General features: G+C 39.1%; 16 protein-coding genes and 1 riboswitch. Of the genes, 11 read left to right on the top strand and 5 right to left on the bottom strand.

Annotation, left to right across the window (positions count from 1 at the left end):
- The first annotated feature begins 57 nt into the window (after nucleotides 1-57).
- The gene (locus ACI6MV_RS17485; RefSeq protein ID WP_407271618.1) at nucleotides 58-246 is read left to right on the top strand and encodes a hypothetical protein; all 189 of its coding nucleotides are present in this window, start codon (nucleotides 58-60) and stop codon (nucleotides 244-246) included.
- A gap of 48 nt (nucleotides 247-294) precedes the next feature.
- Here ACI6MV_RS17485 and ACI6MV_RS17480 read toward each other — a convergent pair whose 3' ends face one another.
- Both ACI6MV_RS17480 and ACI6MV_RS17475 read right to left on the bottom strand, forming a co-directional pair.
- Nucleotides 295-948: an HAD family hydrolase gene (locus ACI6MV_RS17480; RefSeq protein ID WP_407271617.1), complete on the bottom strand. Its 654-nt coding sequence runs from the start codon at nucleotides 946-948 to the stop codon at nucleotides 295-297.
- Between the two features lie 66 nt (nucleotides 949-1,014).
- The gene (locus ACI6MV_RS17475) at nucleotides 1,015-1,773 is read right to left on the bottom strand and encodes a YqjF family protein (RefSeq protein ID WP_407271616.1); all 759 of its coding nucleotides are present in this window, start codon (nucleotides 1,771-1,773) and stop codon (nucleotides 1,015-1,017) included.
- A 1,073-nt stretch (nucleotides 1,774-2,846) separates the two neighbouring features.
- Between ACI6MV_RS17475 and ACI6MV_RS17470 the strand changes: the two genes are divergently transcribed.
- From ACI6MV_RS17470 to ACI6MV_RS17440, 7 genes are all read left to right on the top strand, one after another.
- Nucleotides 2,847-3,830 carry an alpha/beta hydrolase gene (locus ACI6MV_RS17470; RefSeq protein WP_407271615.1) on the top strand — a complete coding sequence of 328 codons (984 nt, stop codon included), beginning with the start codon at nucleotides 2,847-2,849 and terminating at the stop codon, nucleotides 3,828-3,830.
- 449 nt (nucleotides 3,831-4,279) lie between these two features.
- Complete coding sequence (locus tag ACI6MV_RS17465; protein WP_407271614.1) at nucleotides 4,280-5,761, top strand: TIGR02677 family protein; 1,482 nt, start codon at nucleotides 4,280-4,282, stop codon at nucleotides 5,759-5,761.
- Nucleotides 5,761-6,927 (top strand): TIGR02678 family protein, encoded by a 1,167-nt coding sequence (locus tag ACI6MV_RS17460; protein WP_407271613.1) that lies wholly within the window; start codon nucleotides 5,761-5,763, stop codon nucleotides 6,925-6,927. The genes ACI6MV_RS17465 and ACI6MV_RS17460 overlap by 1 nt, the downstream gene beginning before the upstream one ends.
- Nucleotides 6,920-11,062 (top strand): TIGR02680 family protein, encoded by a 4,143-nt coding sequence (locus tag ACI6MV_RS17455; RefSeq protein WP_407271612.1) that lies wholly within the window; start codon nucleotides 6,920-6,922, stop codon nucleotides 11,060-11,062. The genes ACI6MV_RS17460 and ACI6MV_RS17455 overlap by 8 nt, the downstream gene beginning before the upstream one ends.
- Before the next feature lie 42 nt (nucleotides 11,063-11,104).
- On the top strand, nucleotides 11,105-12,382 hold the full coding sequence (locus tag ACI6MV_RS17450) for a TIGR02679 family protein (RefSeq protein WP_407271611.1): 1,278 nt from the start codon (nucleotides 11,105-11,107) through the stop codon (nucleotides 12,380-12,382).
- 69 nt (nucleotides 12,383-12,451) lie between these two features.
- Nucleotides 12,452-13,897 (top strand): DEAD/DEAH box helicase, encoded by a 1,446-nt coding sequence (locus ACI6MV_RS17445; protein ID WP_407271610.1) that lies wholly within the window; start codon nucleotides 12,452-12,454, stop codon nucleotides 13,895-13,897.
- A gap of 287 nt (nucleotides 13,898-14,184) precedes the next feature.
- Nucleotides 14,185-14,267, top strand: a riboswitch (cyclic di-GMP riboswitch).
- A 136-nt stretch (nucleotides 14,268-14,403) separates the two neighbouring features.
- Nucleotides 14,404-16,656, top strand: a complete 2,253-nt coding sequence (locus ACI6MV_RS17440) for an EAL domain-containing protein (RefSeq protein ID WP_407271609.1) — start codon at nucleotides 14,404-14,406, stop codon at nucleotides 16,654-16,656.
- A 197-nt stretch (nucleotides 16,657-16,853) separates the two neighbouring features.
- Here ACI6MV_RS17440 and ACI6MV_RS17435 read toward each other — a convergent pair whose 3' ends face one another.
- Complete coding sequence (locus ACI6MV_RS17435; protein ID WP_407271608.1) at nucleotides 16,854-17,699, bottom strand: YheC/YheD family protein; 846 nt, start codon at nucleotides 17,697-17,699, stop codon at nucleotides 16,854-16,856.
- Between the two features lie 484 nt (nucleotides 17,700-18,183).
- Here ACI6MV_RS17435 and ACI6MV_RS17430 point away from each other — a divergent pair, with 484 nt between their 5' ends.
- Nucleotides 18,184-19,539 carry a S8 family peptidase gene (locus ACI6MV_RS17430; RefSeq protein WP_407271607.1) on the top strand — a complete coding sequence of 452 codons (1,356 nt, stop codon included), beginning with the start codon at nucleotides 18,184-18,186 and terminating at the stop codon, nucleotides 19,537-19,539.
- Nucleotides 19,540-19,704: 165 nt separating this feature from the next.
- On the top strand, nucleotides 19,705-20,517 hold the full coding sequence (locus ACI6MV_RS17425; protein ID WP_407271606.1) for a S8 family peptidase: 813 nt from the start codon (nucleotides 19,705-19,707) through the stop codon (nucleotides 20,515-20,517).
- A 77-nt stretch (nucleotides 20,518-20,594) separates the two neighbouring features.
- Here ACI6MV_RS17425 and ACI6MV_RS17420 read toward each other — a convergent pair whose 3' ends face one another.
- A complete protein-coding gene (locus ACI6MV_RS17420) occupies nucleotides 20,595-21,383 on the bottom strand; it encodes a PRC-barrel domain-containing protein (RefSeq protein ID WP_407271605.1) in 789 nt (262 codons plus the stop codon).
- A 241-nt stretch (nucleotides 21,384-21,624) separates the two neighbouring features.
- On the opposite strand from ACI6MV_RS17420, the gene ACI6MV_RS17415 reads away from it, so the two are divergent.
- Nucleotides 21,625-21,801 carry a hypothetical protein gene (locus ACI6MV_RS17415; RefSeq protein WP_407271604.1) on the top strand — a complete coding sequence of 59 codons (177 nt, stop codon included), beginning with the start codon at nucleotides 21,625-21,627 and terminating at the stop codon, nucleotides 21,799-21,801.
- 60 nt (nucleotides 21,802-21,861) lie between these two features.
- Here the strand turns inward: ACI6MV_RS17415 and ACI6MV_RS17410 are convergent, their stop codons facing one another.
- Nucleotides 21,862-23,166, bottom strand: a complete 1,305-nt coding sequence (locus ACI6MV_RS17410) for a hemolysin family protein (RefSeq protein WP_407271603.1) — start codon at nucleotides 23,164-23,166, stop codon at nucleotides 21,862-21,864.
- Nucleotides 23,167-23,189: the final 23 nt, after the last annotated feature.

The raw sequence follows: 23,189 nt of genomic DNA, 5'->3' as shown, positions 1-23,189 counted from the left end.
TCGCTGTTTTTCGATAAATATTGCCCGGGCAATTTTTGATATAAAGGGGAGATTTACATGAAGTATTTTAAATCACAAATGAAACAATTGGTTGAAAATAATCCACCGTTGCAAAAGCGATTAAAAGAAGTTATGAAAGAACATGAATTGGAACAAAGCTTTGCGCTGAAAGCTTTATATCATAGTGAAGTAGCTGCAGGCGGAAAATATCAAGCTGCATACCAAGCACTGGACGCTCCTAAATAATAAATGCCAGGTGACATCCAGTTCATGGATGACACCTGGCATTTATTATTATGCGAAAATCGGCCATTTGTTCTGATCGGCAATCACTTTCATATCATCGTCTGGATTTACGACGACAGGGTGGTGAACGTAATTCAATAATGGGATGTCGCTCTCGCTGTCTGCATAAGCCCAAATGTCATCCGATGAAGCTTGTTCCGATTCGACCCATGCTTGTACTTTTTTTACTTTTTCATCACCATTAATAATTTGTCCGATTTCACCAGTGCAGAGCCCGTTCGAATCAAAAAGTAATTCGGTGCTAATCACATGAACTTCCAATTGTAATTCTTTAGTGAAGGCCATTAAGAATGGGTGAAGTGCACCAGACAATACGATTACCGTATCACCGTTGCGCTGATGTTCAACGATTTGCTCAACTAGCTGTTTGTTAACATCCAGTATTCCAATGTCAACAAGTTGCTGGAAAAACAGCTCCATTTCTGCATTTGTTTTACCTTTAAATGTCTTAGCAAACGCTTTGAAAAATTGGTGTTTAAACGACGTTTTTCCTTTTGGACTGACTGCTATTGCTTTCATTAACCCTACGGACAAAATACCCCATTGCTTTGCAGTAAAGGTCTTCTTGCCTACTTCGAACATCACTTTAAAAGAGTTACCTTGATAAAGTGTGCCGTCAAAATCTACTGTTACAATTGCCAAACCGAATCACCTCCATTATTAATGTAAGTATATGGTAGTTGCCCATCAATGTAAACATCACTTCATCTATTTCGCGTCTATCAGCGGCCAAATTCGTACATCTATCTTTTTAGAAAAATGCAAAACAGGCTGCTCGTTTTCCACTTGAATCCCTTGCTTAGCCAACAAAGTATTCTGGCTAAACTCTGCTTCTGCTTTTTGCAGTTGCCAAGGCTGGTGCAGGATATCACAACGAAGCGGCTGCCCTTTTTTATCTAACGTATATAAGCAATAGCGCTCGGACATCCAAGCGTCAAAAGTACCTTGCTCCGCGTAAAAAGCTTCAGAAATAGGGCGATAGCTGCATTTCAATTGAACGGTATTGTCACTTTGTCGTGTACTACTATAGTCAATCTCAGAACCGTCAATCTTCGCACTCATATCCGCGTAAACATATGGCAAGTGGTACAACTTTTTCGCTAGTTGGACTGCCAACCAGTGAGCAGCATCGAGGCTGAAAAAGTACACGCCAGGCTTGCCGTTTAGTGTAACATATGTGCGTACATTTAACTCAGGGAATTTGTCCGTGCCAGGGATTGCGGGCAGACCACGTAAACGAATGCCCGACATGTGAAAGGGAACAAGACCTACCCAGTATGTGCCATTATAATCGTCTAAGGGTAAACGATCAGGGACTAGCTTACGGAGCACGCTGTATTCAACCGGATAATGCGCAAATAAAAGATCGTTCCATGTTTGCTTCATCACCCAAGGTAGTTTTGGTAATGACCATGGACGATGACTAGCAGCCCATGGATCGATTTTACTATGCGTTTCTTGCACCATCTCTTTCATCCCCCTTTTTATTCATTATAACCTTCTTATTTCATCCCAGATAGGGAAGATGCTAATCATTTCACACTTGTAACTTAACTTTGTTAGAAACACTAACAAATATGTTTTACGTGTTGTGTAAATGAATGTGGAATATAATTTTGTTTAATTATATCTATAGTGAAGTTAAACTCATAATAGTCATTTTTAGTCAGTCCCATCCACACTTCTTCATAACAAACGATCCGAAGATAATGATAGAATTAACTGAGTTAATTAGGAAGGGTTCAGCTTCATATGATTCTGTAAATAATTTTCTAAAAATTCGGAAATTAATTTGTATTGACATGTAAAAGGAGCATTTTTACATGTCAGATAAGGATACCATCTCACCGAACGTAAGCAATAACAATGTTCACCCGATCCAAAGCTATATCTGGTTCAGCTGATCACATATAAAAAAATTCAGTAAATAAGGGAGAAATACAATGAAAAGTAAAGGGAGATAACATCGCGGTTTGCTGTTTCAGTGCTGATCATGCATGTTTTGGCGACTTGTGGAAAAATGCTTCAGGAGATAGCGATGAACTAACACCTGTAAAGATCCAACTAAAAAGGGTTCCACAAGCACAATTTGCTAGATATTTGTTGCACTAGAAGAAGGGTTAGATGTCGAAATGTTTACTAGGTGGACCTGATATTGTTCCAGAACAACAAGTTGCAAATGGCGCTACAGATATTGGTATTGACTGGTTAGCAAGTTTTTTGCCACACTAGTAACAAGGGTTGCCATTGATTGAAATTGCCTTAATTTATCAGAAGAGTGGTTTAGTGTTAGTTTAAAAGGCAGAAATAAGAATTTTATTCTCAGAGGATTAGCAGGCAAACAAATGAAGCAGCCTACACCCATGAAATTATGGAAATGGCTACAGAGTAAAACGACAATATCAAGACCTTAATCCTAGAATCTTAGGGTTAAGGTTTTTTAGTCGTTAAAAAATTGGATAGCTAATGTTAACAAACCAACCTGCCATGTTACGATGAAAGTTAACTAGATTAAGATCATTAGACTGGAGGGAATAGTCGTGAAAAAAACAATCAAAATTAGTTTCATTACACTGACTAGTTCAGCCATCATCTACCTAGGTATGGCATATGGGTTAACGATTTTTAGCACAGTAAAAGCTCCATCGGGCGACCTTGAGAGTCTCAAATTTAACGAATTACAAACAAATCAACAACAGTTGCCAGAATTACAGACGTATCAAACGAGAGATGGTTCCGAATTATCTTATCGTTATTATGAATCAACGGCAGAGCAAGTGCTTATTTTCATTCACGGGTCGGGTTACCATAGTGAATATTTGCAGGAATTAGCTACTTACTTATCAGAAGAAGGTGTTGCCAAGGTGTATACACCAAACTTGCGAGGACACGGTCCTGCCCCGGAAACTCGAGGGGATATTGCATACATTGGGCAGATTGATGATGATATTTACGATCTAATTGATTTCGTCGATCAACGTCATCCCGAACAACCGATTATACTTGGCGGTCATTCAAGTGGTGGCGGCACGGTTATTCGCACGGCGGGTGGAGACGCTAGTCATGAGGCAGTCGAACGCTATCTGCTAATCGCACCATATATACATCATACCGCCCCGACGAACAGCAGTGATAAAAACGAGTGGGCTAATGTGAACACGCCACGCATGATCGGACTAAGCATGTTAAATCAAATTGGGATTACACATGTGAATGATTTGGATGTGATTTCCTTTAATATGCCAAGCGAATACCGAGACCAAACAGAAACGTTAGCATACAGTTATCGACTACAAACGTCGATGCACCCACGCAGTGATTATCAGAAAGACATTTCCTCGATGAATGGAGAAATATTTGTCGTGGCCGGAAGTGAAGACGGATCTTTTTTAGTCGATCAATATCAACAAGTGTTTGCAGAGCATCCTAATACAAAAATTGAAATCATGGATGGCTTATCTCATTTTGGACCGATTTTTGATGAGAGTGCACAAAAAGAAATTGCTGCATGGCTGCAGGATTGAAAATGAATCGCAGTAAAAATGGCAGGTGCTGGTGGTGTATCTAGTAAGTCGGTGCTTTCATATAGCTGGAAATCCTAATAGTAGTTTTTAATATGGATTATTTCCTAAAGAACATTATTGTAAAACTGCGCCAGCGCCTCGCCTATTTAGATGAGATACAAGCTAGTAAAACACATAATCCCTATAGGTTTCCAGTCATGGTGTTAATAATTTGAAATTATTAGAAGAACTCCTCTTTTATTGTTATAATAAGGATATCGAATTGATTAGTGAACTATTTTTCACAGTCCCCAAAGACGCCTTATATGTACCCTCTCTACCACATTCAACAATCCACATTCTTTGCACAATCATCTCCCCATCAATTTCCAAGATAAAGAATTTCTTTAATATGATAAAATGAAAGAAAATACGTTGTTTAATAACGAACTTTGTAGGTAGGTGGATACATGTATAAGCGTGTGAAAGAAGCTACATATTTAACTGCAGAAAAAGCTTGGAGCTACCGAGCTATTTTGCGTTACTTTTATATACAGCACGAACGGATGCGAGAGTTTTTATTCCCGGAAGAAATCTATGAATATCTTAGAAAATCAGATGAGTTTCATGATTATAGCGAGGAGTCACTTCATCAAGATTTGGATGCGCTCGTAAGATGGGGCAATTTGATTGCCAGGCAGGAATCTGGTAAATCGAGAACAATTGAGGAATTTAAAAAGAAGCGATTTCGCTATCAGTGTACGCCGTATACGGTTGAATTTGAACGGATGCTCGTCCAGCTTGAAAGCATGGGTGAAACATTTGGTGGGTCATTAGAGCGGACGCAATTTGAGCGTTTGTACCAGGCGTTAGGTAAGATCGAGCAAATTGCTTTAGTACACAAGCAAGAAACAGATGAAGAATGTGCCCAGTTGTGGGAAGATGTTATGTCTTACTTGCGTCAAATTATTCAAAATACGTCAGATTACATGGCCTATATTAATAGTGAAGAAGTCGAGGATCGCATGCAAACAGAGGCATTTCTCGTTTATAAAGACCAGTTTACGACCTATTTGCGAGATTTCATCATTGCTCTCCAAGGAACGGCGTTACAAATTCAGGATTTGTTGTTAGGTTTAGCAATGAAAGAGCTTCGAGGATTTTTTAAGCAAGTGCAACAGCATCAGGAGCAGACCTTTCGTTTTGATGATGATAAACAGGAAGATCCATATGAGGAGTATAAAGAAAAGTGGTCGAGCCTTAAGGCATGGTTTCTCGGTAATGAGCATGGTGAGAGTGAGTATGAGATGTTGCAGCAGCGGACGAATGAAACGATTCGGCGAATTACACGAGTAGTGCAACGACTTGGTGAGCGACATCAGCATTTTCGTAGCCGAAAGAAGGACTATCTCCACCTTGCCAGATGGTTTGGCACAATCGAAGACATCGACCGTGCACACGAGTTATCTTCAGTTGCTTTTGGCGTGTTTCATACCCGACACTTTTTCATTGATCACATTCCGACAGATGACATATATGTTGACGTGTGGGACGAGGCGCCGATGGTTCATGAGACAAAACCGATTGTTCGTAATTACCGGGAGAAAACGAAAGCCGGTGCGGTCACAAGCAATCGCGTGAAAAAAGAAGAGATGCAGAAAATTCATCTCGAGCAAAAGCAACGCGAGAAAAAAATGATCGAGCAATATATACAAGGAAACGAAATTAAAGTGGAAGATTTACCAATAGTAGAACCGCACGTAAGGAAGCTGCTGCTTTCCTGGTTGGGAAAAGCGATGGCGAAGAAGGATAGAACAATTAAAACAGAGATTGGCAAAAATGTTCATGTTGTTTTAGAAAATGAACGAATTCGTCTTCATGCAGATGATGGAGTATTAGAGATGCCAAAGGCAACGTTTCAGTTTGTTGATGAAGAAGAGGTGAAAGCATAATGGCGGAGCAAGCAACGTTTGATGAGCGTACACAAGACGCACTAGGAATTTTATTTGAGCAGTTTTGGGTACTGCGTGCAGATGATCCCACCACTTATCAACTCATCCGCGAGCGGGAGAAAAAGTTAAAGCGCTATGTTAGTGAGCGATTCGGTTTTGATTTAATCGTGCACCAGCACTTTATTAAACTAGAAAAAATTCCAGTCGACCCTAAGGCTTGGATGGGTATTCAGCAATTTGTTTCATCAAAGGACTATGCGATCTTTTGTTGTGGATTGGCGTTTACGGAGCGACGTTCGGTTGATGAGCAATTTTTGCTATCTGATATTACGGAAGATATTCAAGATATGTACCCAGGAGAGTTTCCACTCGATTGGACGAATTATCAACATCGTAAGTCACTCGTACGGGCGCTGAAAAAAATGGTTGAGTTGAAGATTATTAAAGCGGTTGATGGAGATATCGATATGTTCGCGAATAACGAAGATCAGGAGGTATTATATGAAGTAACGGTGTATGCGCGTTATTTTATGCGGTCGTATCCAGAGGATTTATTTCATTTCCAATCAACACGAGAGATTTTAGATACAGAGTGGCAACGGCAGCAAACAGATGAGCGCAGAAAACGGGTGTACCGGAAGCTGATGTTCTCACCAGTTGTTTACCGTGAAGGAGAGAACGACCAAGATTTTGCTTACATTCGTAACTACCGCAACAGGCTACGTGATGATTTGGAGGAGAATACACCGTTCCAATTAGAAGTGTTTAAAAATGCCGCATTTCTTGTGTTACCAGAACGAAAGCAACGGTATACGCTGTTTCCAGATCAAAAAGCGGTGATGAGCATTGCGCTCCATTTTGCAGCTTATTTGCGGGAGCGTCTAGGAGAATATGAAATAAGTGCGTTAGGTGAGATCAAATTAACAACAACGGAATTTACGCAGATGGTGGAGGCAATTAAAGGCTTGTATGGACATGGGTGGAGTAAGCAATACCGCGATATGAGTTATACAGCTGTGGCAGAAGAGCTGCTCGCCTTGTTCAAGGAATGGGAAATGATCGTAGCAGAAGCTGATACAGGGTTGCTTTTTATCAAACCAGCAATAGGACGTGTCGTTGGGCATTATCCAGCTGATTTTGAGATGGAGGTGAAAGGTAATGAATAAATGGAAAATGAATCGCGCGGGGTTATTGAACTTCTGGTATTACGATGAAGAAGTGTTTGACTTTTCTGATGGGAAACTATTATTGCGAGGAAGTAATGGTTCAGGAAAATCAGTAACGATGCAAAGCTTTTTACCTGTATTGTTAGACGGTAAAAAGTCCCCAGACCGATTAGACCCATTTGGCTCCAGAGCTAGGCGAATGGAGGATTACCTACTCGGGGAAAAGGAAATTGTTAATAGAGACGAACGGACAGGTTATTTGTTTCTTGAGTTTAAACGTCAAGACACTGAGCAGTATACAACGATCGGTATAGGATTACAGGCAAAACGAAACAAACAAATGAAGTTTTGGGGCTTTGTGATTACAGATAATCGCCGGATAGGGTACGATCTTGAGTTATATAAGTATGAGCAACATGCAGGCGAAAAACAGAAAATACCGTGCTCTCGGATAGAATTAGAAAACAGACTTGGTGAAGGCGGACAAGTTGTTCAAACGCAGACAGATTATATGAAGCTAGTAAACAAATATATTTTCGGCTTTGAAACAATCGAAGCTTATGAAGATTTAATTAAGCTGTTAATTCAGTTAAGAAGTCCGAAGCTATCGAAGGATTTTCGTCCGACGGTTATTTACGAAATACTGGAGGCGGCATTACCTCCGCTCACTGACGACGATCTTCGCCATTTGTCAGATACGATTGAGCAGATGGATCAGACGAAACAGCAAATTGAGCAACTTGAGCGTGAAGTACAAGCAATTACTAGTCTGAACCAGGTGTATACGACGTACAACAGTCGAATAATCGCTGATCAAGCGAATGAACTAATTAATGCGACAAAGCGTGTGAACAAGGAAGAAAAAGCTCACGAGCAACTCTTACAAGAAAAAGGCCAATTAGAAACTGATATTGCTACGTTAAACCAGGCGATTCTGGAATTAAAACAGCAACAGGAAACGAATGAAAAACAAAAAGAGCGCCTACAACAGCACAAAGTCTGGAATTTGCAAAAAGAACTAAATGAAGCCAAGCAATCCTGGAATGAGCAAAGTCGCGACCTTAATCGCAAGCAAAAGCAACTAGAGGAACGTCGCCAGAGGGAAAACAATTTAATGCAAACGAAAATTGCGTTAGAAGCCGATATGGAAGCACGACTACAAACGATTAAGGATACATGCATCGATTTGGATAACGATGCAGAAGAAGCTTCGTTTACGAATCATACGATGAACAAGCAGGATTTTGATCGGCATCAGCATGAAGCGTTCAATTTTTCCTTGTGGATCAAGGAAACACAACAGCATACGAGTACGTTGGAGCAAATTGCTTCCGATTTTCGAACGTTTGAAGATTTAAAACAGAAATACCAGGAAAAAGACAAAGAGTTAGCAGGGGAACAAAAGCAATTCGATGACGCAGCACATCAAGAACAAGCATGGGTACAGTTATTTGAAGAAGATAAGCAGCAAAAGTTAAATGACATGTATAATTGGGTACAGCAATCGGATTGGTTAACACCGGGGGAAGCGGCGTTTCAAGAAGCTTCACGTGCGATTCATTCTTTATATGAACCTACGCCATATGAGTTAGTCCGAGCGCCATTCCGAGAGGCAGTCTTTCAGTATGAACAACAGCAAAGACAAAAGCTATCAGAGTTGACGTTTGCAAAAAATCAACTGGGCGAGCAGCTAACAGACAAGCAAACCGAATTGCAAGAATGGAAGGATAAAAAAGATCCTGAACCAGCTACCGATCCGTTAACGAAGGAAGCTAGAGCAAAATTACGAGCAGCTAATGTCTCGCATGTGCCATTTTATGCGGCAATTGAATTTCATGACCATGTTGAGTCGGATGTTCGTAAAAGGATTGAGGCAGCGATGATTGATAGCGGTATGTTGGATGCGTTGATTACAGGTGAAAAAGTGGAAATAGAGCATGATCGTGTGCTCGTAGCCGAACCGAATATTATGGGATACACGCTTGCTGATTTCCTTAGACCAGACTTGGATAGTGATCATCCGATCGCTGCTAGCTCTGTTGATGATGTGCTTAGAAGTATTGTGATTGCAGAAGCGGAACCTTCTACATTTTCAGTTTCGGAAGACGGCCACTATCAGCTTGGTTTGTTAAAGGGGCATGCCGTTCCAGTTGATGATGTTCGTTATATCGGACGAACGGCACGGAAGCGATTTAGACAAGCGCAAATTGACCGTATTCAGGAAGAATTGTTCGATTTACAAGAGCAAAAACGCGACATTACCGTGCAAATCGAAGCAGTGGAAGCGTCGATTGCCGAGGCACGGACAAAGCTTGGACAATTCCCAGATGATCAAGATTTGCAGGAGAACTTTAAGCAAATTTCAGAATCGCGCTTAAAAATGAAGCATCACAAAGAGCGGATGCAAGTATTGTCAGAACAGCTAAAGACAATACATGACGATTATTCTCGTGTGAAAAGTGTGATTGACAAACAGACACGTCTGTTTAACATCGAAGTAAATCGTGCTGCATACGAGGAAGCAATTACAGTTATCAAGCGTTATGACAAGGATTTGTCGAGGGTTGAGAAAGAGCATATTAAATATGTGCATATCATCGAACGCCAAACCGATATTGCAACACAATTACAGGATCTCGTTGATTTGATGGACGAGCTAAAAGGTGAAATTAATATTGCAGAAGATCAAACAGAGCGATTGCAGCAAAATATTGCCCAAATTGAAACACAGCTTGAAGCAGAAGGTGTAACTGATATCAGGCAGCAAATCGCTAACGTACAACAAGCCTTGCAAGAGATCCATGCTAGCTTAGACGCCAAAAAAACAACATTGCCAAGAAAAGAGTCGGATAAACAGCACTTGCTCGGTGATATCCAGTCAAAACAAAAACAAGTGGAGTTTTGGAAAAATATGAAGCAAGCATGGGCACAAACCTTTGAACAAGAACTAAATCGAGGTTATGTGAACGCGGATGTTGACGACAAAGAGTTTGTCGTGGTTGCAGGAAATATAGTCAGTGCACACGGTTTATTGCTAAAAGAAAAAGATGCTAGTAAACTTGCGGGTCAGCTGACAAGTGAATATTATAAGCAACAAAGTGACTTAATGGAGTACCGGATGAGTACGTATGATGCGGTTGCCAGTTTGCCGGAATGGATGAATAGCATTACAGACGAAGAGCAGCAGCCACATATAGAACAGTGGAAGCAAAAAGCTAGCCGCCGTGTGATTGAACTAGATTATCAAGGTAAACAAGTTAGTCCTTATACAGTGCAACAGCAAATCGCAGATGAGCAAGCGCGCCAAGAAAGCTTGCTTGATGATCAGGACCAAGCCTTGTATGAAGAAATCTTATTCAAATCTGTTGGTCAAAAATTGCGTGCTCGGATTCGTCGTGCCGAGCAGTGGGCGAAAAAAATGGATACGCTTATGTCAACACGTGATACTTCATCTGGATTGTCGTTCTCAATTCGTTGGAAACCACGTACCGCCGATTCTGAGGCGGAGTTGGATACGGTTGACCTTGTGCAGCTATTAAAGCAAGATGCACGTCTGTTAAAGGAAGAAGATTTAGAAAGAATTACCGTTCACTTTCGCTCGAAAATTGCGAAAGCAAAAGAGCTGATGGGAAATAATACCGAGATCCAGACACTTCTGCAAGTATTAAAAGAAGTACTTGATTATCGTAAGTGGTTCTCGTTCGTGTTATACTTCCAACGCGAGGGTGAGTCGAAACGAGAGTTAACGAACAACCAATTTTATAAATTTAGTGGTGGGGAAAAAGCGATGGCCATGTATATCCCATTGTTCACTGCTTGTTACTCACGTTATTTAGAGGCGGATGAACAGGCCCCTTACATTATTTCGTTAGACGAGGCTTTTGCCGGTGTAGATGAAAATAATATCCGAGAAATGTTTGAAATCGTTGAGCACTTAGGCTTTGATTATATTATGAATTCACAAGTACTTTGGGGCGATTATGATACAATTTCGCAACTATCTGTCTGTGAATTGGTTCGTCCCAAAAATGCTGATTTTGTGAGTGTTATTCGTTATTATTGGGACGGAAAACAATTGGATTTACAGCTTCCTGAGAGTGAGGAACAGGATATCGAAGACGAAACCTATGTGTAATAAGGTTGTTGAACATGTAATATAAGGGAGATGAATATCTCTATGATCAATCAAGCGTTAGATTATTTTAGCGGCGATGCGGGTCATCGTCGTCTCTTTTTACTTTTTAAGAAAAAATATCAATCATTAGGTCGAATTGGCGGCACCGTAAACATCACAGGTTTTCATGAGCAGGAGCTCGCTACCATCGCCAGTTTTTTTGGGATTACACAATCAGAATTGAAGCAAAACGGTAAGGTGGCGTTGGAACAGTTTCAGCAACAATTACAGCGAACTAAATTTGAAGGAATTGGATTGAAGGAGCTATTAGAGGCTCATTTTGGGGAGACTCTCATTTCTAATAAACAAGCAAAACAGCTAAAGGAACAGCAGCAGGTTGCGCTGCTTGAACAGCTACAGCGAGATTTTCCCGCTTTGTCATTTTGGTTTAGCCACCTGCTAGCGAAAACGGCAGATTCATATTGGATTTATCGTTTGGTCGAGGATTCTGATCAAACATTTATTCAAATGACAGAACAATTACATAAAGCGATATCGCAGTTGCCTGACCGTTTAGAACGGTTGCCGATGTTTAGTCAACGGATTACGCGCAATCCACATGCTTTTGACCGGAATACGAATTTAGGGAAACTATGGATTCATGTGCTAGCTGTTGATCGTGGGTTTGATGAAAAATTGATAGTGCCAGCAGATAGTGAAGGTATGAATGAGTTGCTTTTACATTATTGGATTTTGCGTGACGACATCACCAATTTTGTAACGTGTGCGAATCTGTTGGCAGAATCGGCTAATGAAGCAGATCCGCTGTGGGTAGCGGCCGCAAAAAAACAAAGTGTCATGAACGTCCCGCTCAGGGAACTGGTGAAACTTGATCGTATTTATCCATCAAATCATAAGCAAAAAGTCTGGATTGTTGAGAACTCAGGTGTTTATTCAAGTATTTTAGATGAAGTGCCACATGCACCACTAGTATGTACACATGGGCAATTTAAACTGGCTGCGCTTATGCTGATGGATATGTTGGTTAAAGAAAATTGCTATTTGTATTATGCAGGAGATTTGGACCCGGAAGGCCTCGGTATGGCAGCAAGGCTACTTCAACGTTATCCTGATCACGTGAAGCTATGGCACATGGATGTTGCTGCCTACCATACAACAAAAGCAGATGTTACATTGTCACAAGAAAGATTAAACAAGTTAGCTAGCATAAATGTAGACTGTCTCCGCCCTGTTGTTGAGGCGATCAAGCGTACTAAAAAAGCGGGCTATCAAGAAGCGTTAGTTGATAAAATGATTGCTGGATTGCGATCGGAAAAGTAGTTGCATAACCTAATCCGTCAGAGTGAAACCTATACAAAAGACGGATGACATAAAAAGTGAGGGCTAAACATGACTGAAGCAAGATTTAATGACTATAAAATTAGTGACGATATAACTAGAGCACTATCGATACTGAAATATGAGACACCTACCGAGGTACAAAGGGAAGTTATTCCGAAAGCACTGGACAAGCAAGATCTTGTTGTTCGTTCGCAAACAGGAAGTGGGAAGACGGCTGCTTTTGGGATTCCACTTTGCGAGAATATCGAGTGGGAAGAAAAGAAGCCACAAGCACTTATTTTAACGCCAACTCGAGAATTAGCGGTACAAGTACGAGAAGACGTAACAAACATCGGCAGGTTTAAACGAATCAAAGCGATGGCGGTTTACGGGAAAGAACCATTTTCTAAGCAGCAAGAAGAATTGAAACAAAAAACACATGTCGTTGTAGGAACACCTGGTCGAGTCATGGACCATATTGAGAGAGAAACACTCGATTTGGAGCAAGTCAAATACCTTATTATTGATGAAGCAGATGAGATGCTTAATATGGGTTTTATTGACAAGGTAGAGGCAATTATCAAACAGCTCCCATCAGACCGCGTGACGATGGTATTTTCAGCAACATTACCAAAAGACGTAGAAACGCTTTGCTATAAATACATGAAAGATCCGGTCAATATCGAAATTGCTGCGACAGGAATCACAACGGACACAGTCGAGCACAAAGTGATGGAAGTAAAACAGGAACAAAAGCTTTCCATACTTAAAGACATAACAGTCGTAGAAAATCCGGATAGTTGCATTATTTTTTGTAATACGAAAGAAAACGTCGATACCGTGTTTGCGGAACTCGAAGGATCTGGTTATGCATGTGAAAGACTTCATGGGGGCTTGGAGCAAGTTGACCGATTCGCTGTCATGGATGGTTTTAAAGCGGGAAACTTCAGGTATTTGATTGCAACCGACGTAGCTGCCCGAGGAATTGATATTGACAATGTATCGCTCGTCATTAATTATGACGTACCGATGGAAAAAGAAAGCTATGTGCACCGAACAGGAAGAACAGGACGAGCAGGTAAGCAAGGGAAAGCAATTACCTTGGTTAACTCCTATGATAATAAATATTTAAAAGCAGCCGAAAGATACGTTGGTTTTGAGCTTACGGAAACAGAAGCACCGAGTCCTGCGGAGGTCGCTAAAGGAAAAGCTGCTTTTGAAGAAAAAATGGCGGGCCGCCGCATCGTTAAAAATAATAAAACAGCACGCATTAATAAAGATATAATGAAGCTACATTTCAGTGGCGGGAAAAAGAAAAAAATTCGTGCAGTGGACTTTGTCGGGACGATCACAAACATTCCTGGGGTATCAGCCGAAGACATCGGCATCATCACGATTCAGGATAGTTTTTCCTACGTGGACATCCTTAATGGAAAAGGATCACTCGTCATGCAAGCAATGGAAAATACAACGGTTAAAGGGAAGAAATTGAAGGTAAGCAAAGCGGTTAAATAATTGATTGAAGTTCTGCAAATGGGTCATTTTTGCAGAACTTTTTGTTTTTTTACAGATTTGGCGAGAATGTCTTTCAACAACTCCTAAACTTTGAGAGGTATTAAATCATATTAAATGTGACAAAGTGGATTGATTTAAGCCGTTAGGGCTGGTGAATGCGAGGAACTTAAGTAAAATAGTCTTGTTAAACTACCAAATAAAGTAAAAAAAGTAGATATTTCCTCCAAAAAAGAATGCTATTTTACTAGGAAAGTGATAAAATAGGACTAGAAAATTAATTGAGATATTCATTGAAAAGGCAAACTCATTGAAAGGTGAGGACGCAAAGCTTCAGACCTAAAGGGAAACCTATGGTGGCTGGGCAGCCAAAGGAATGACGGCTTAAAGGTTATTTCCATAGGGAATAACCTTTTTGTTAACTATTTAATAACTTGTAAACGATATCTTTTAATAGAAGAACCGGAGCTTTCTCAATGAAGAATAATATGAAGCTGTGAGGGATAACTATGCTATCAACGAAACGTTCAGCAACACTTTTCTTGATCATTGTTGGACTCGTATATTTGGGTTGGGTGTCTATTTTTAAGGAGAGTGAATCGATTAAGGCCTTGGGAGTTTTGCTATTGTTCACGGCAGCGGGACTGCTTAGTTCGTTGTGGTTATTTAAAGCATATCGAATTCTGCTTCATGAACACCGGTATTACTGGTTATTATTAGGTATTGGTGTGTGTACTTATACAATCGCGAATATTGTTAGACTTTTGTCATGGATAACTGAAGGTACGTTACAATATACGAGCATTGCAACAGGAATTTGGCTAATCTCCAATCTTGTTTTTCTTGTTGCACTCATTTACAAGATTAAGTTAATTAATATTCGCAGGTCTAATAATACTCATCTATTCAATCTTGCTATTAACATGATTTTTGCTGTTGCAATTAGCATCCATTTTTTAATTCAACCGTTTATAGATTTGATGGTTGGATCTGCGACGGATTTAATTGTAGCGGTTGTGTATCCAGTTATAAGCTTATGTATTATATATGTGACAGCAAGTCTATACTACTTATCTAAATATAGCGAAGCTAAAAAGCTAATCTTTTTTGTTGTTATTGGTTTTACGTTTCTGATCTTAGGTGATTGGTACTATGTTTATCATCTACTCACGCATGGCAGTCATCCAGGCAATTTAGCTGAATTACTATGGTTGTATGCTATTCTTTTGATTGGTCTTGGAGGGGGACACGCGCAAACAAAAAGTGTAATTCCGAAATGGGAGATAAAAAATTATATTGATGGAAAAGAGCATATAGTTTCTTTCATCAGTGTAATCATACTATTATTGTTTGTGATAAATAGCTATGAGTGGAAATTCAATGCACTTAGCGCAGGTTTGTCTGTAAGTACGATACTAATGATAGTTAGACAGATTTATGTTATGAAATATAATAAAAACATATTTAAAGAATACAGGTATTTAGCATATCATGACCCTTTAACAGGGTTGAAAAATAGAACTAGATTCCAGCTTGATTTAGACAAGACAATGAAACAGGTGGAAAGTGGGTCCATATTACTTCTTGATCTAGACCGTTTTAAACATGTAAATGACAGCCTTGGTCATGATGTCGGCGATCAAGTATTAAAAGAAGTATCACGTCGATTGCGCCATACGGTTAAACAAAGTGGGAAAGTTTATCGGATGAGTGGAGATGAATTTATCATCATTATGCCTGGCGTAGGAACCAATGGTACGTTGGATTTAGCAAAAGGAATATTGAAAGCATTTCAGAAACCATTTGTCTTTAAAAAACACAATATTATTATGACGCCAAGTATTGGTATAAGTTTGTATCCAGAACACGGATCTAGCAGTGGACAGTTACTCAAACGTGCAGATGTAGCAATGTATGAGGCAAAGCAAACTGGAAAAAACAATGCTAAGCTATTTAGCGGAGAAATGGACGAAGTTATTTCTAGAAAAATGACAATTGAACATGATCTGCGCCATGCGATTGAGAAAAACCAATTTAAGATTTATTATCAACCGAAAGTAGAGATTGAGACTGGAAAGGTAGTTGGTACGGAAGCATTATTACGTTGGCAGCATCCAGAACTTGGTGTAATCCCCCCAGATGAATTTATTGCAATTGCGGAGGAAAGTGGGCAAATTAATAAAATTGGTGACTGGGTACTTTTCAAAGCTTGTAAACAAAATAAGGCTTGGAATGATCGTTACCATAGTGATCTTACCATATCGGTCAATGTGTCTGCTCGTCAGTTAGAAAGTTGCGAATTTGTTAAATGGGTTAAGGAAATTATAAAGGAAACGAATATACACCCTAAAAATATAGAATTAGAGCTAACCGAATCGATCATGCAAAATACCGAGCATTCGACAAAAGCACTAGAACAATTACGGGAAATCGGAGTGAAAACTGCCATTGATGATTTTGGCAAGGGATACTCTTCTCTGCATATTTTAAAGGCTTTGCCAATTGATACAATCAAGATTGATAAAATATTTATCGATGATATTACAGATGCTAGAACCCAGTCAATGATTGAAACGATTATTAACTTAGGTAGGAATTTATCGCTTGAAGTTGTTGCTGAGGGAGTCGAACATGACCATCAGCTAAAAACATTATTGGCATATAATTGTAAATATGGTCAAGGATATTTATTTTCCAAGCCTATTAAAGCTAACGAATTAGAAAAAATGCTAGAAGAACAGATCACCTATAAAGTAAACTAAACCCTTTCGAGCAAGAAAGGGTTTTTTTATACATATGGTAGCGTGGGGTGCAGGACTACGAGGGATTGCACCATACTGCACGGGAATTGCACCAGACAGCGACGTAATTGCACCACAACTCATGAGAATTGCACCAAACCCACCCGTGATTGCACCACGCCACACCGTAATTGCACCAAACCCCGCCACCCAAGGCTCTAGCGAAAGTGTCCCCCGTGCATTTGCTGCATCTGCCACACTTTCAGGCGTTGTTTATCTTTTGCTTTCATTTTTTTGAACACGCTTTTGTCCGGTAACTTTTTAAACAAATCGTAGCCTGGTCTGCCTTTTTTATCGTTTGTATTTACTTCTAATAGCCATAAGTTCCCGTGTTCATCAATTCCAAAATCTACTCCAATATCGATGAATGGGTAGTAACGGTCTAGAATCTGGGCAACCCCTAACGCCGCATTAGCTAAATTATCTTTGATCATCGTAACGTGTGTGTTATGAAACAAATCTTGCAAGACACTTTCTGTTGTCACAACCCCTCCACCGTGCATAAATAGGTTGGAAACAATCGATTGTTTACCGCCAATTCGGATTAAATCTCCAGCATACAACCAGTGCCCATGCTCATCCCGTTGCAGATGAACGCGAATATCAAAAGCACGTGTATCATACGAAATGATCGGTGCCTGTTGTTGGATGATGGCCTGAGTGTTTTGGTATTTCTCATATAAGCTCTGCTTCAGTGCCTGGTTATTAGGAAGAACCCCGCCAGAACCATCAGGGTGTTGCGCCGCATAGCCGTTTAAAACACGCTTTATGAACGTAATATGCTTACCCGCCCATGTATCTACGGGCTTAATGAAAAATGGTACGTCTCCATATAAAAATTGATCCAAAGCTTGTTCTGTCAGATATTCTGTATAAGGCATCGTAAAAGGAAGATCATGTTGGGATAGCAGTTTATACATCTCCCATTTATTAAAATACAGGCGCTCTTTATCAAAGATGGCGATCATGCTCGCCCCGCTATTCTTCACCGTATGATTGTCCATTACTATAGTCGCCCCTTAATCAGTGATTGTAGTATATCCGTATGTTTAAGATGGGCATTTGGTTACTCAAAATCCTTTATTGATTATTCGAAAAAGTTATTTATTCTTTTGTTGACACGCCCAATTGTCATAATGATTTTCATGGGGTATACATCCGATTTATCCTTGGCTATTATGATCCTGCCCGTTATCACACCAATACTAGTATTTATGTTGTTTCCGTATTTTTGTAGGTTTCGATCAATCTATCGTTCAAATTTCAGGTAGTCATTTTTATTCAAGGATTCATACACACGTTAAAACCAATGGTTACTGCTGTGTTGTTGATGTGGAACAAATGCAGGTTCTTCTATTCTTTTCATTTTGTTTCATCTCATATAGGACTTTTCTACAGCATTCCATTACATTATGTTTACACTACAAACGGACAACTCAACTTCGGCTAGTTACGGCATACACTAGTAACAGAAGGTAGGTGCGAGCAATGTTTCGTAAAATCCTTATCTTTGTTACTAGCATTGTGATTTTTTTAATTAGTTATTTTGTAGGATTGCTCATATCTAGTGAACATGTTGATGACCAAGTAATTGTTGCGGTTTTGGATACAGGAGTGGATTACACTCACGTTAAGTTAAGAGATAATATGTTAACTGGATTCGATTTCATTGGGTTCGACCGCGATCCGATGGATGATCATGGTCACGGTACTCATATTGCTGGATTAGTAGAAAAAGAGGCACCCGCTGCTAAGATTTTACCTGTTCGGATGTTAAATACTGATGGGGTGGCTTACGGTCTATCGTTTTTAGCCGTTCCTTATGCGATTATTAATGGTGCGGATGTTATTAATATGAGCTATAGCGAAACACCCAACCCTTTAACACGGCTGTTTATTTACATCGGCCATAAAAAAGGTGTCATCTTTGTTGGAGCGACAGGAAATGATGCAAGTAACGAAGAGATCGTATATCCAGCAAAGTACAAACAAGTCATATCGGTTAGTGCAATCGATGAAAGAACAGCCGAGCTCTATAGCAACGCCAACATTAGTAATGATACAAACGTATTGGCTCCTGGTGTACATCTAAAATCTACCGGTCTTAATAACAATGAAATCTATAAATCAGGTACGAGTATGTCAACAGCAATTGTTAGTGGGTTAATCGCTAAGAAATTACAAACACAACCACATATGTCTAAAGATGATATGTTAGCCTACTTAAATGAAAATAAGGATCGGTTATCAGATAAGGACTACACAGTTGTCATTCCAGAAAAAATACAGTCACTTGAAGATAATGATTTATATTTTAAAATGGAAAATCTTCACCGGATTGCAAATAAAAGAAATATATTTATTAACATTGATGCGCTCAACTATAAAGAAATATCTGTGTATAATAATCAGATCTTAATTAAGGAAATCTCAACCCAAGTAGATTTAATCGATCTCAATTTAGAAGACGGTGTACATTCTCTTGTTATGCAAGTTAAGGGCGAAAGCGAAATGAGGACGATAGAGAAAATGCTGATTATTGATACAAAAAAGCCCAATATTAGAGCTATGAATATTTATACACATAACAATGAGTACGCTTTCAGTTTTAGAGTAGATGATTTGACTACTAAGTCTGTAATGCTTAATGGAAAAGAAATCGCATGCTCATCGGGATGTCGCGAGCGTAAAGTTGATAACTATTATGAATATATCGGATCGCTACAAAAAGAAAACACGCTTTACATTACCGATTATGCGGGACATGAAACAGTTTTTACATTTCTAACAGAAGAGTACTTGGAAAATAATAGGGTGATTGTTGGTAATTTTAGAATTGATTGATACAAAAAGAGTCCTAAAAGTGCGTGTTCAAAAAGGACTCTTTTATGTACTATTCATTTCATTGATATTATTCACTAAAAATTAAACCTAAACTTTACATTTGTCATAATAAAGAAATTCCTGCTCCGCAATTTCATAAAATAAGGAAAGGTAGGTGCTTTTCGCATGTATCGAAAATTCCTTGTTTTATTAACTTCTGTTATTCTTTTTCCACTTAGCTATCTCACAGGTGCACTTATTTCTAGTGAGCATCATGATGATGAAGTGATTGTTGCTGTCCTCGATTCTGGTGTTGATTATACCCATGCAAAATTAAGTGGAAATGTGCTAAATGGCTTTGATTTTGTTGAGTTTGACGAAGATCCTATTGATGTTCATGGACATGGCACACATATTACGGGTTTAATTATTAACGAAGCTCCTGATTCGAAAATCTTACCTGTTCGTATTTTAGATGAAAATAATACTGCCTATGGTCTGTCGTGTATAGCAATTCCTTATGCGATTATTAATGGTGCAGATGTAATCAATATGAGTTATAGTGAAACACCAAATCCACTTACCTATATGTTTATTAAGATTGGACAAATGAAGGGAGTCATTTTCGTTGCTGCAACAGGAAATGACGCGCTTGAGGACAAGATTGTCTATCCTGCCAAATACAAGGAAGTTATATCTGTGAGTGCAATTAATGCCAATACAAGTAAACTGTACGCTTATGCCAATATTAGTAACGATACTAACTTGTTGGCCCCTGGTGTTAATGTAAGATCGACCGGTCTGAATAATAAAGAAATATATAAATCAGGGACGAGTATGGCAGCAGCAACCGTAAGTGGGTTGATTGCCAAGAAGCTACAAATAGATCCACATATGTCAGATGAAGAGATGCTTTCTTATTTGGAGGGAAGTAAAATCGGGTTATATGAAGGCGGTCAGCCAGTACTTTTGCCACACAAACTGCATGCTAAAAAGTAACCTATTTGATTTTCGGTAAAAAAACAGACATCCGTAAAAAAACAGACATCCGTAAGAAAACGGATGTCTAACACTAATTATTCCCAGTATTTTGGTTTGTCAAAGGTGGAATAAAGATTATCTTCGTACGCACGCGTTATTGGTTCATTAGGGTTGAAGTCTGCACCTTGTTTTACTTGTTCTTTCGTAAGATCTACAACAACCTTTTTCTCATCCCAATTAATATCTTTAATCCAATCAGTAGCAATTAAAACAAATTTGCCGACTAGTATATTTTTTGTCTCAACGACGAAATAAGTTATTTTCCAATTCGCATCATCAACGACGAAATCAGATACATGTCCTATTTTTCCATCTTCAGCTTCAATACTATAGCCAAACACGTCACCTTTTATTTCATTGGAACTTCTTAAATGGAAATCGTACTCCTTTTCAACGTCATTATCGTCGAGTAAGCCATCACGCTCTGCGTTAGCTAGAGCATAAGGATTATCAAAACCTCTCCAAGGACCTAAGCCGTTCCAATAGGTTGGCCATCCATAATACGTCGCTAAATCAATCTCAACCTGTTTGGAGACAGGCTCATCGTTTGATTTGTGTGGTGCATTTTTAACTGTTTCTTTGGATGCCAACACATTAACTGTACTATTATTCATATCTACATGGTCAAATCCAATTGGAGATAGTAATACTTTTTTCCCTGGTAACCATTTTCTAGTATCCGCTACTAAATAACGGATCGTCCAGTGCTGATCATCAAAATAGAGATCTTTCACACCACCTAACTCTTCATCAGATGCTTGAACGTTTAGCCTTTCAATCGTAGATGCTAAATAATAAATAAATTGGCCTCCTTTTAGCCTCATTTAGAATAATTTTTAATATGTTCTTACTCTGTCTATTACCACTTGGACGTTTTTTTAAACATTTTGAAGAGGCAAAATTCTAGTAATAAATAAGTAACGAACTTGTAATCAATTTAGTGCATAACTTATCTTTCTGCTAATATAATTTATCGATAGGAGCAATGGTTATGAAATGGTCCGAAACTTACATTTTTAAATTTCTTTCATCAGCTCCTTACTAGGGAATTGGAGGCATTTGAATATGAAATGTAAGAATTGTAATGGGATTGGTATTTACACATGTAATAGCTGCGCTGGAGAAGGAATTGATTACGGGATTCACAAATGTGATACATGCAAAGGGGAGGGTGATATTTCCTGTGGCCACTGTGGTGGAAAAGGTAAGGTAGGATTTACGAAATGGTTTAAATCAAGTTAATTGCAATAATAAAAGAGGGGCTATGCTCGATAATAAAATCGAGTGTAGCCCCGTATAAAATTATTTATTTTCGACTATAGTTACGATTACTTTTTCAATCCGTTTTTCACTAACTTGAGTAATTTCAAATTGGATATGTTGATAGGTGATTGTAGGAAGGTCGGTCTGCTTCGGAATGTAGCCGAGTTGTCCCACTAAAAATCCATTTAACGTCTCATAGTCATCACTCTGTAAATCAATGCCTAATACTTCCTCGATGAGATATAGACTCGTTGTACCAGAAATAGCATAGTGATTTGCACCTATTTCTTCTATGTCAAGTCCATTTGGATTGTTATGCTCACTATCTATTTCCCCAACAATTTCTTCAATCACATCTTCAATGGTTACTAATCCATCTGTGCCGCCATATTCGTCCAATACAATTGCAATGTGAATATTGTTTTTTTGCATCTCTGTAAAAACGACATCAATACCTTGAGTTTCCATTACGAAATAAGGCTCTTTAACCATTTCTCTTAAGTTAAATGATACGTTACCTTCACCTAAAAATTGAATCAAATCTTTTGCATACAAAATTCCAGTAATGTTGTCTGTGTTATCCTCATAAACAGGAAAACGAGTGAATCTTTTTTGGCTCACTATTTGCGCTATTTCATGTAGTGTAGCGTCAACTGGAAAGGAAGTCATATCAGTTCGATGCGTCATGATTTCAGACACTGTCTTGTCATTAAACTCAAATATGTTGTTAATCATTAGCTTCTCCGCACTTCTTATCGTTCCTCTTTCACCACCAACATCGACCATCATACGAATTTCCTCTTCGGTAGCTTCCTCGTTTTCGGCATTCGGATCAACACCAAATAACCTTACTACGGCGTTTGTCGAAATATTTAGTAGCTTTACAAAAGGATAGCTAACCATTAGAAGAAAGGTTAATGGTCCGACTGCAAAATTTGAAATAGCTTCGGCCTTTTGGAGTGCAAGCTGTTTCGGAACTAGCTCACCAATAACTAAGGTGAAATAAGACAACAATATCGTTATTGCGATTACCGATAGCATGTCGAGCAAGCCTAAGGAAAGTGGAACACCAAGATCGTACAACCGTTGTGCAAAAGGATCAGCAAAGCTGTCGGCTGCGAATGCACTAGCTAAAAAACCAGCCAATGTAATGCCAATTTGAATGGTTGCAAGAAAGCGCCCAGGTGATGCAAGTAGGTCATAAAGCTTTTTTGCCTTTTTATCTCCGGCATCAGCCATTTTCTTTACTTTGTTATCGTTAAGTGATACTAAAGCAATTTCTGAAGCAGCAAAAAATGCATTTGTAATAATCAACACAATCAGAATAACTATTGCAGTAATCAAATAAAGTACCTCCATTTAATATG

This window comes from Radiobacillus sp. PE A8.2, assembly GCF_045635475.1.
Classification (GTDB): domain Bacteria; phylum Bacillota; class Bacilli; order Bacillales; family Amphibacillaceae; genus JBJGXI01.
The sequence above is the reverse complement of the archived record's forward strand: the minus strand, read 5'-3'. Positions and strand labels throughout refer to the sequence as shown.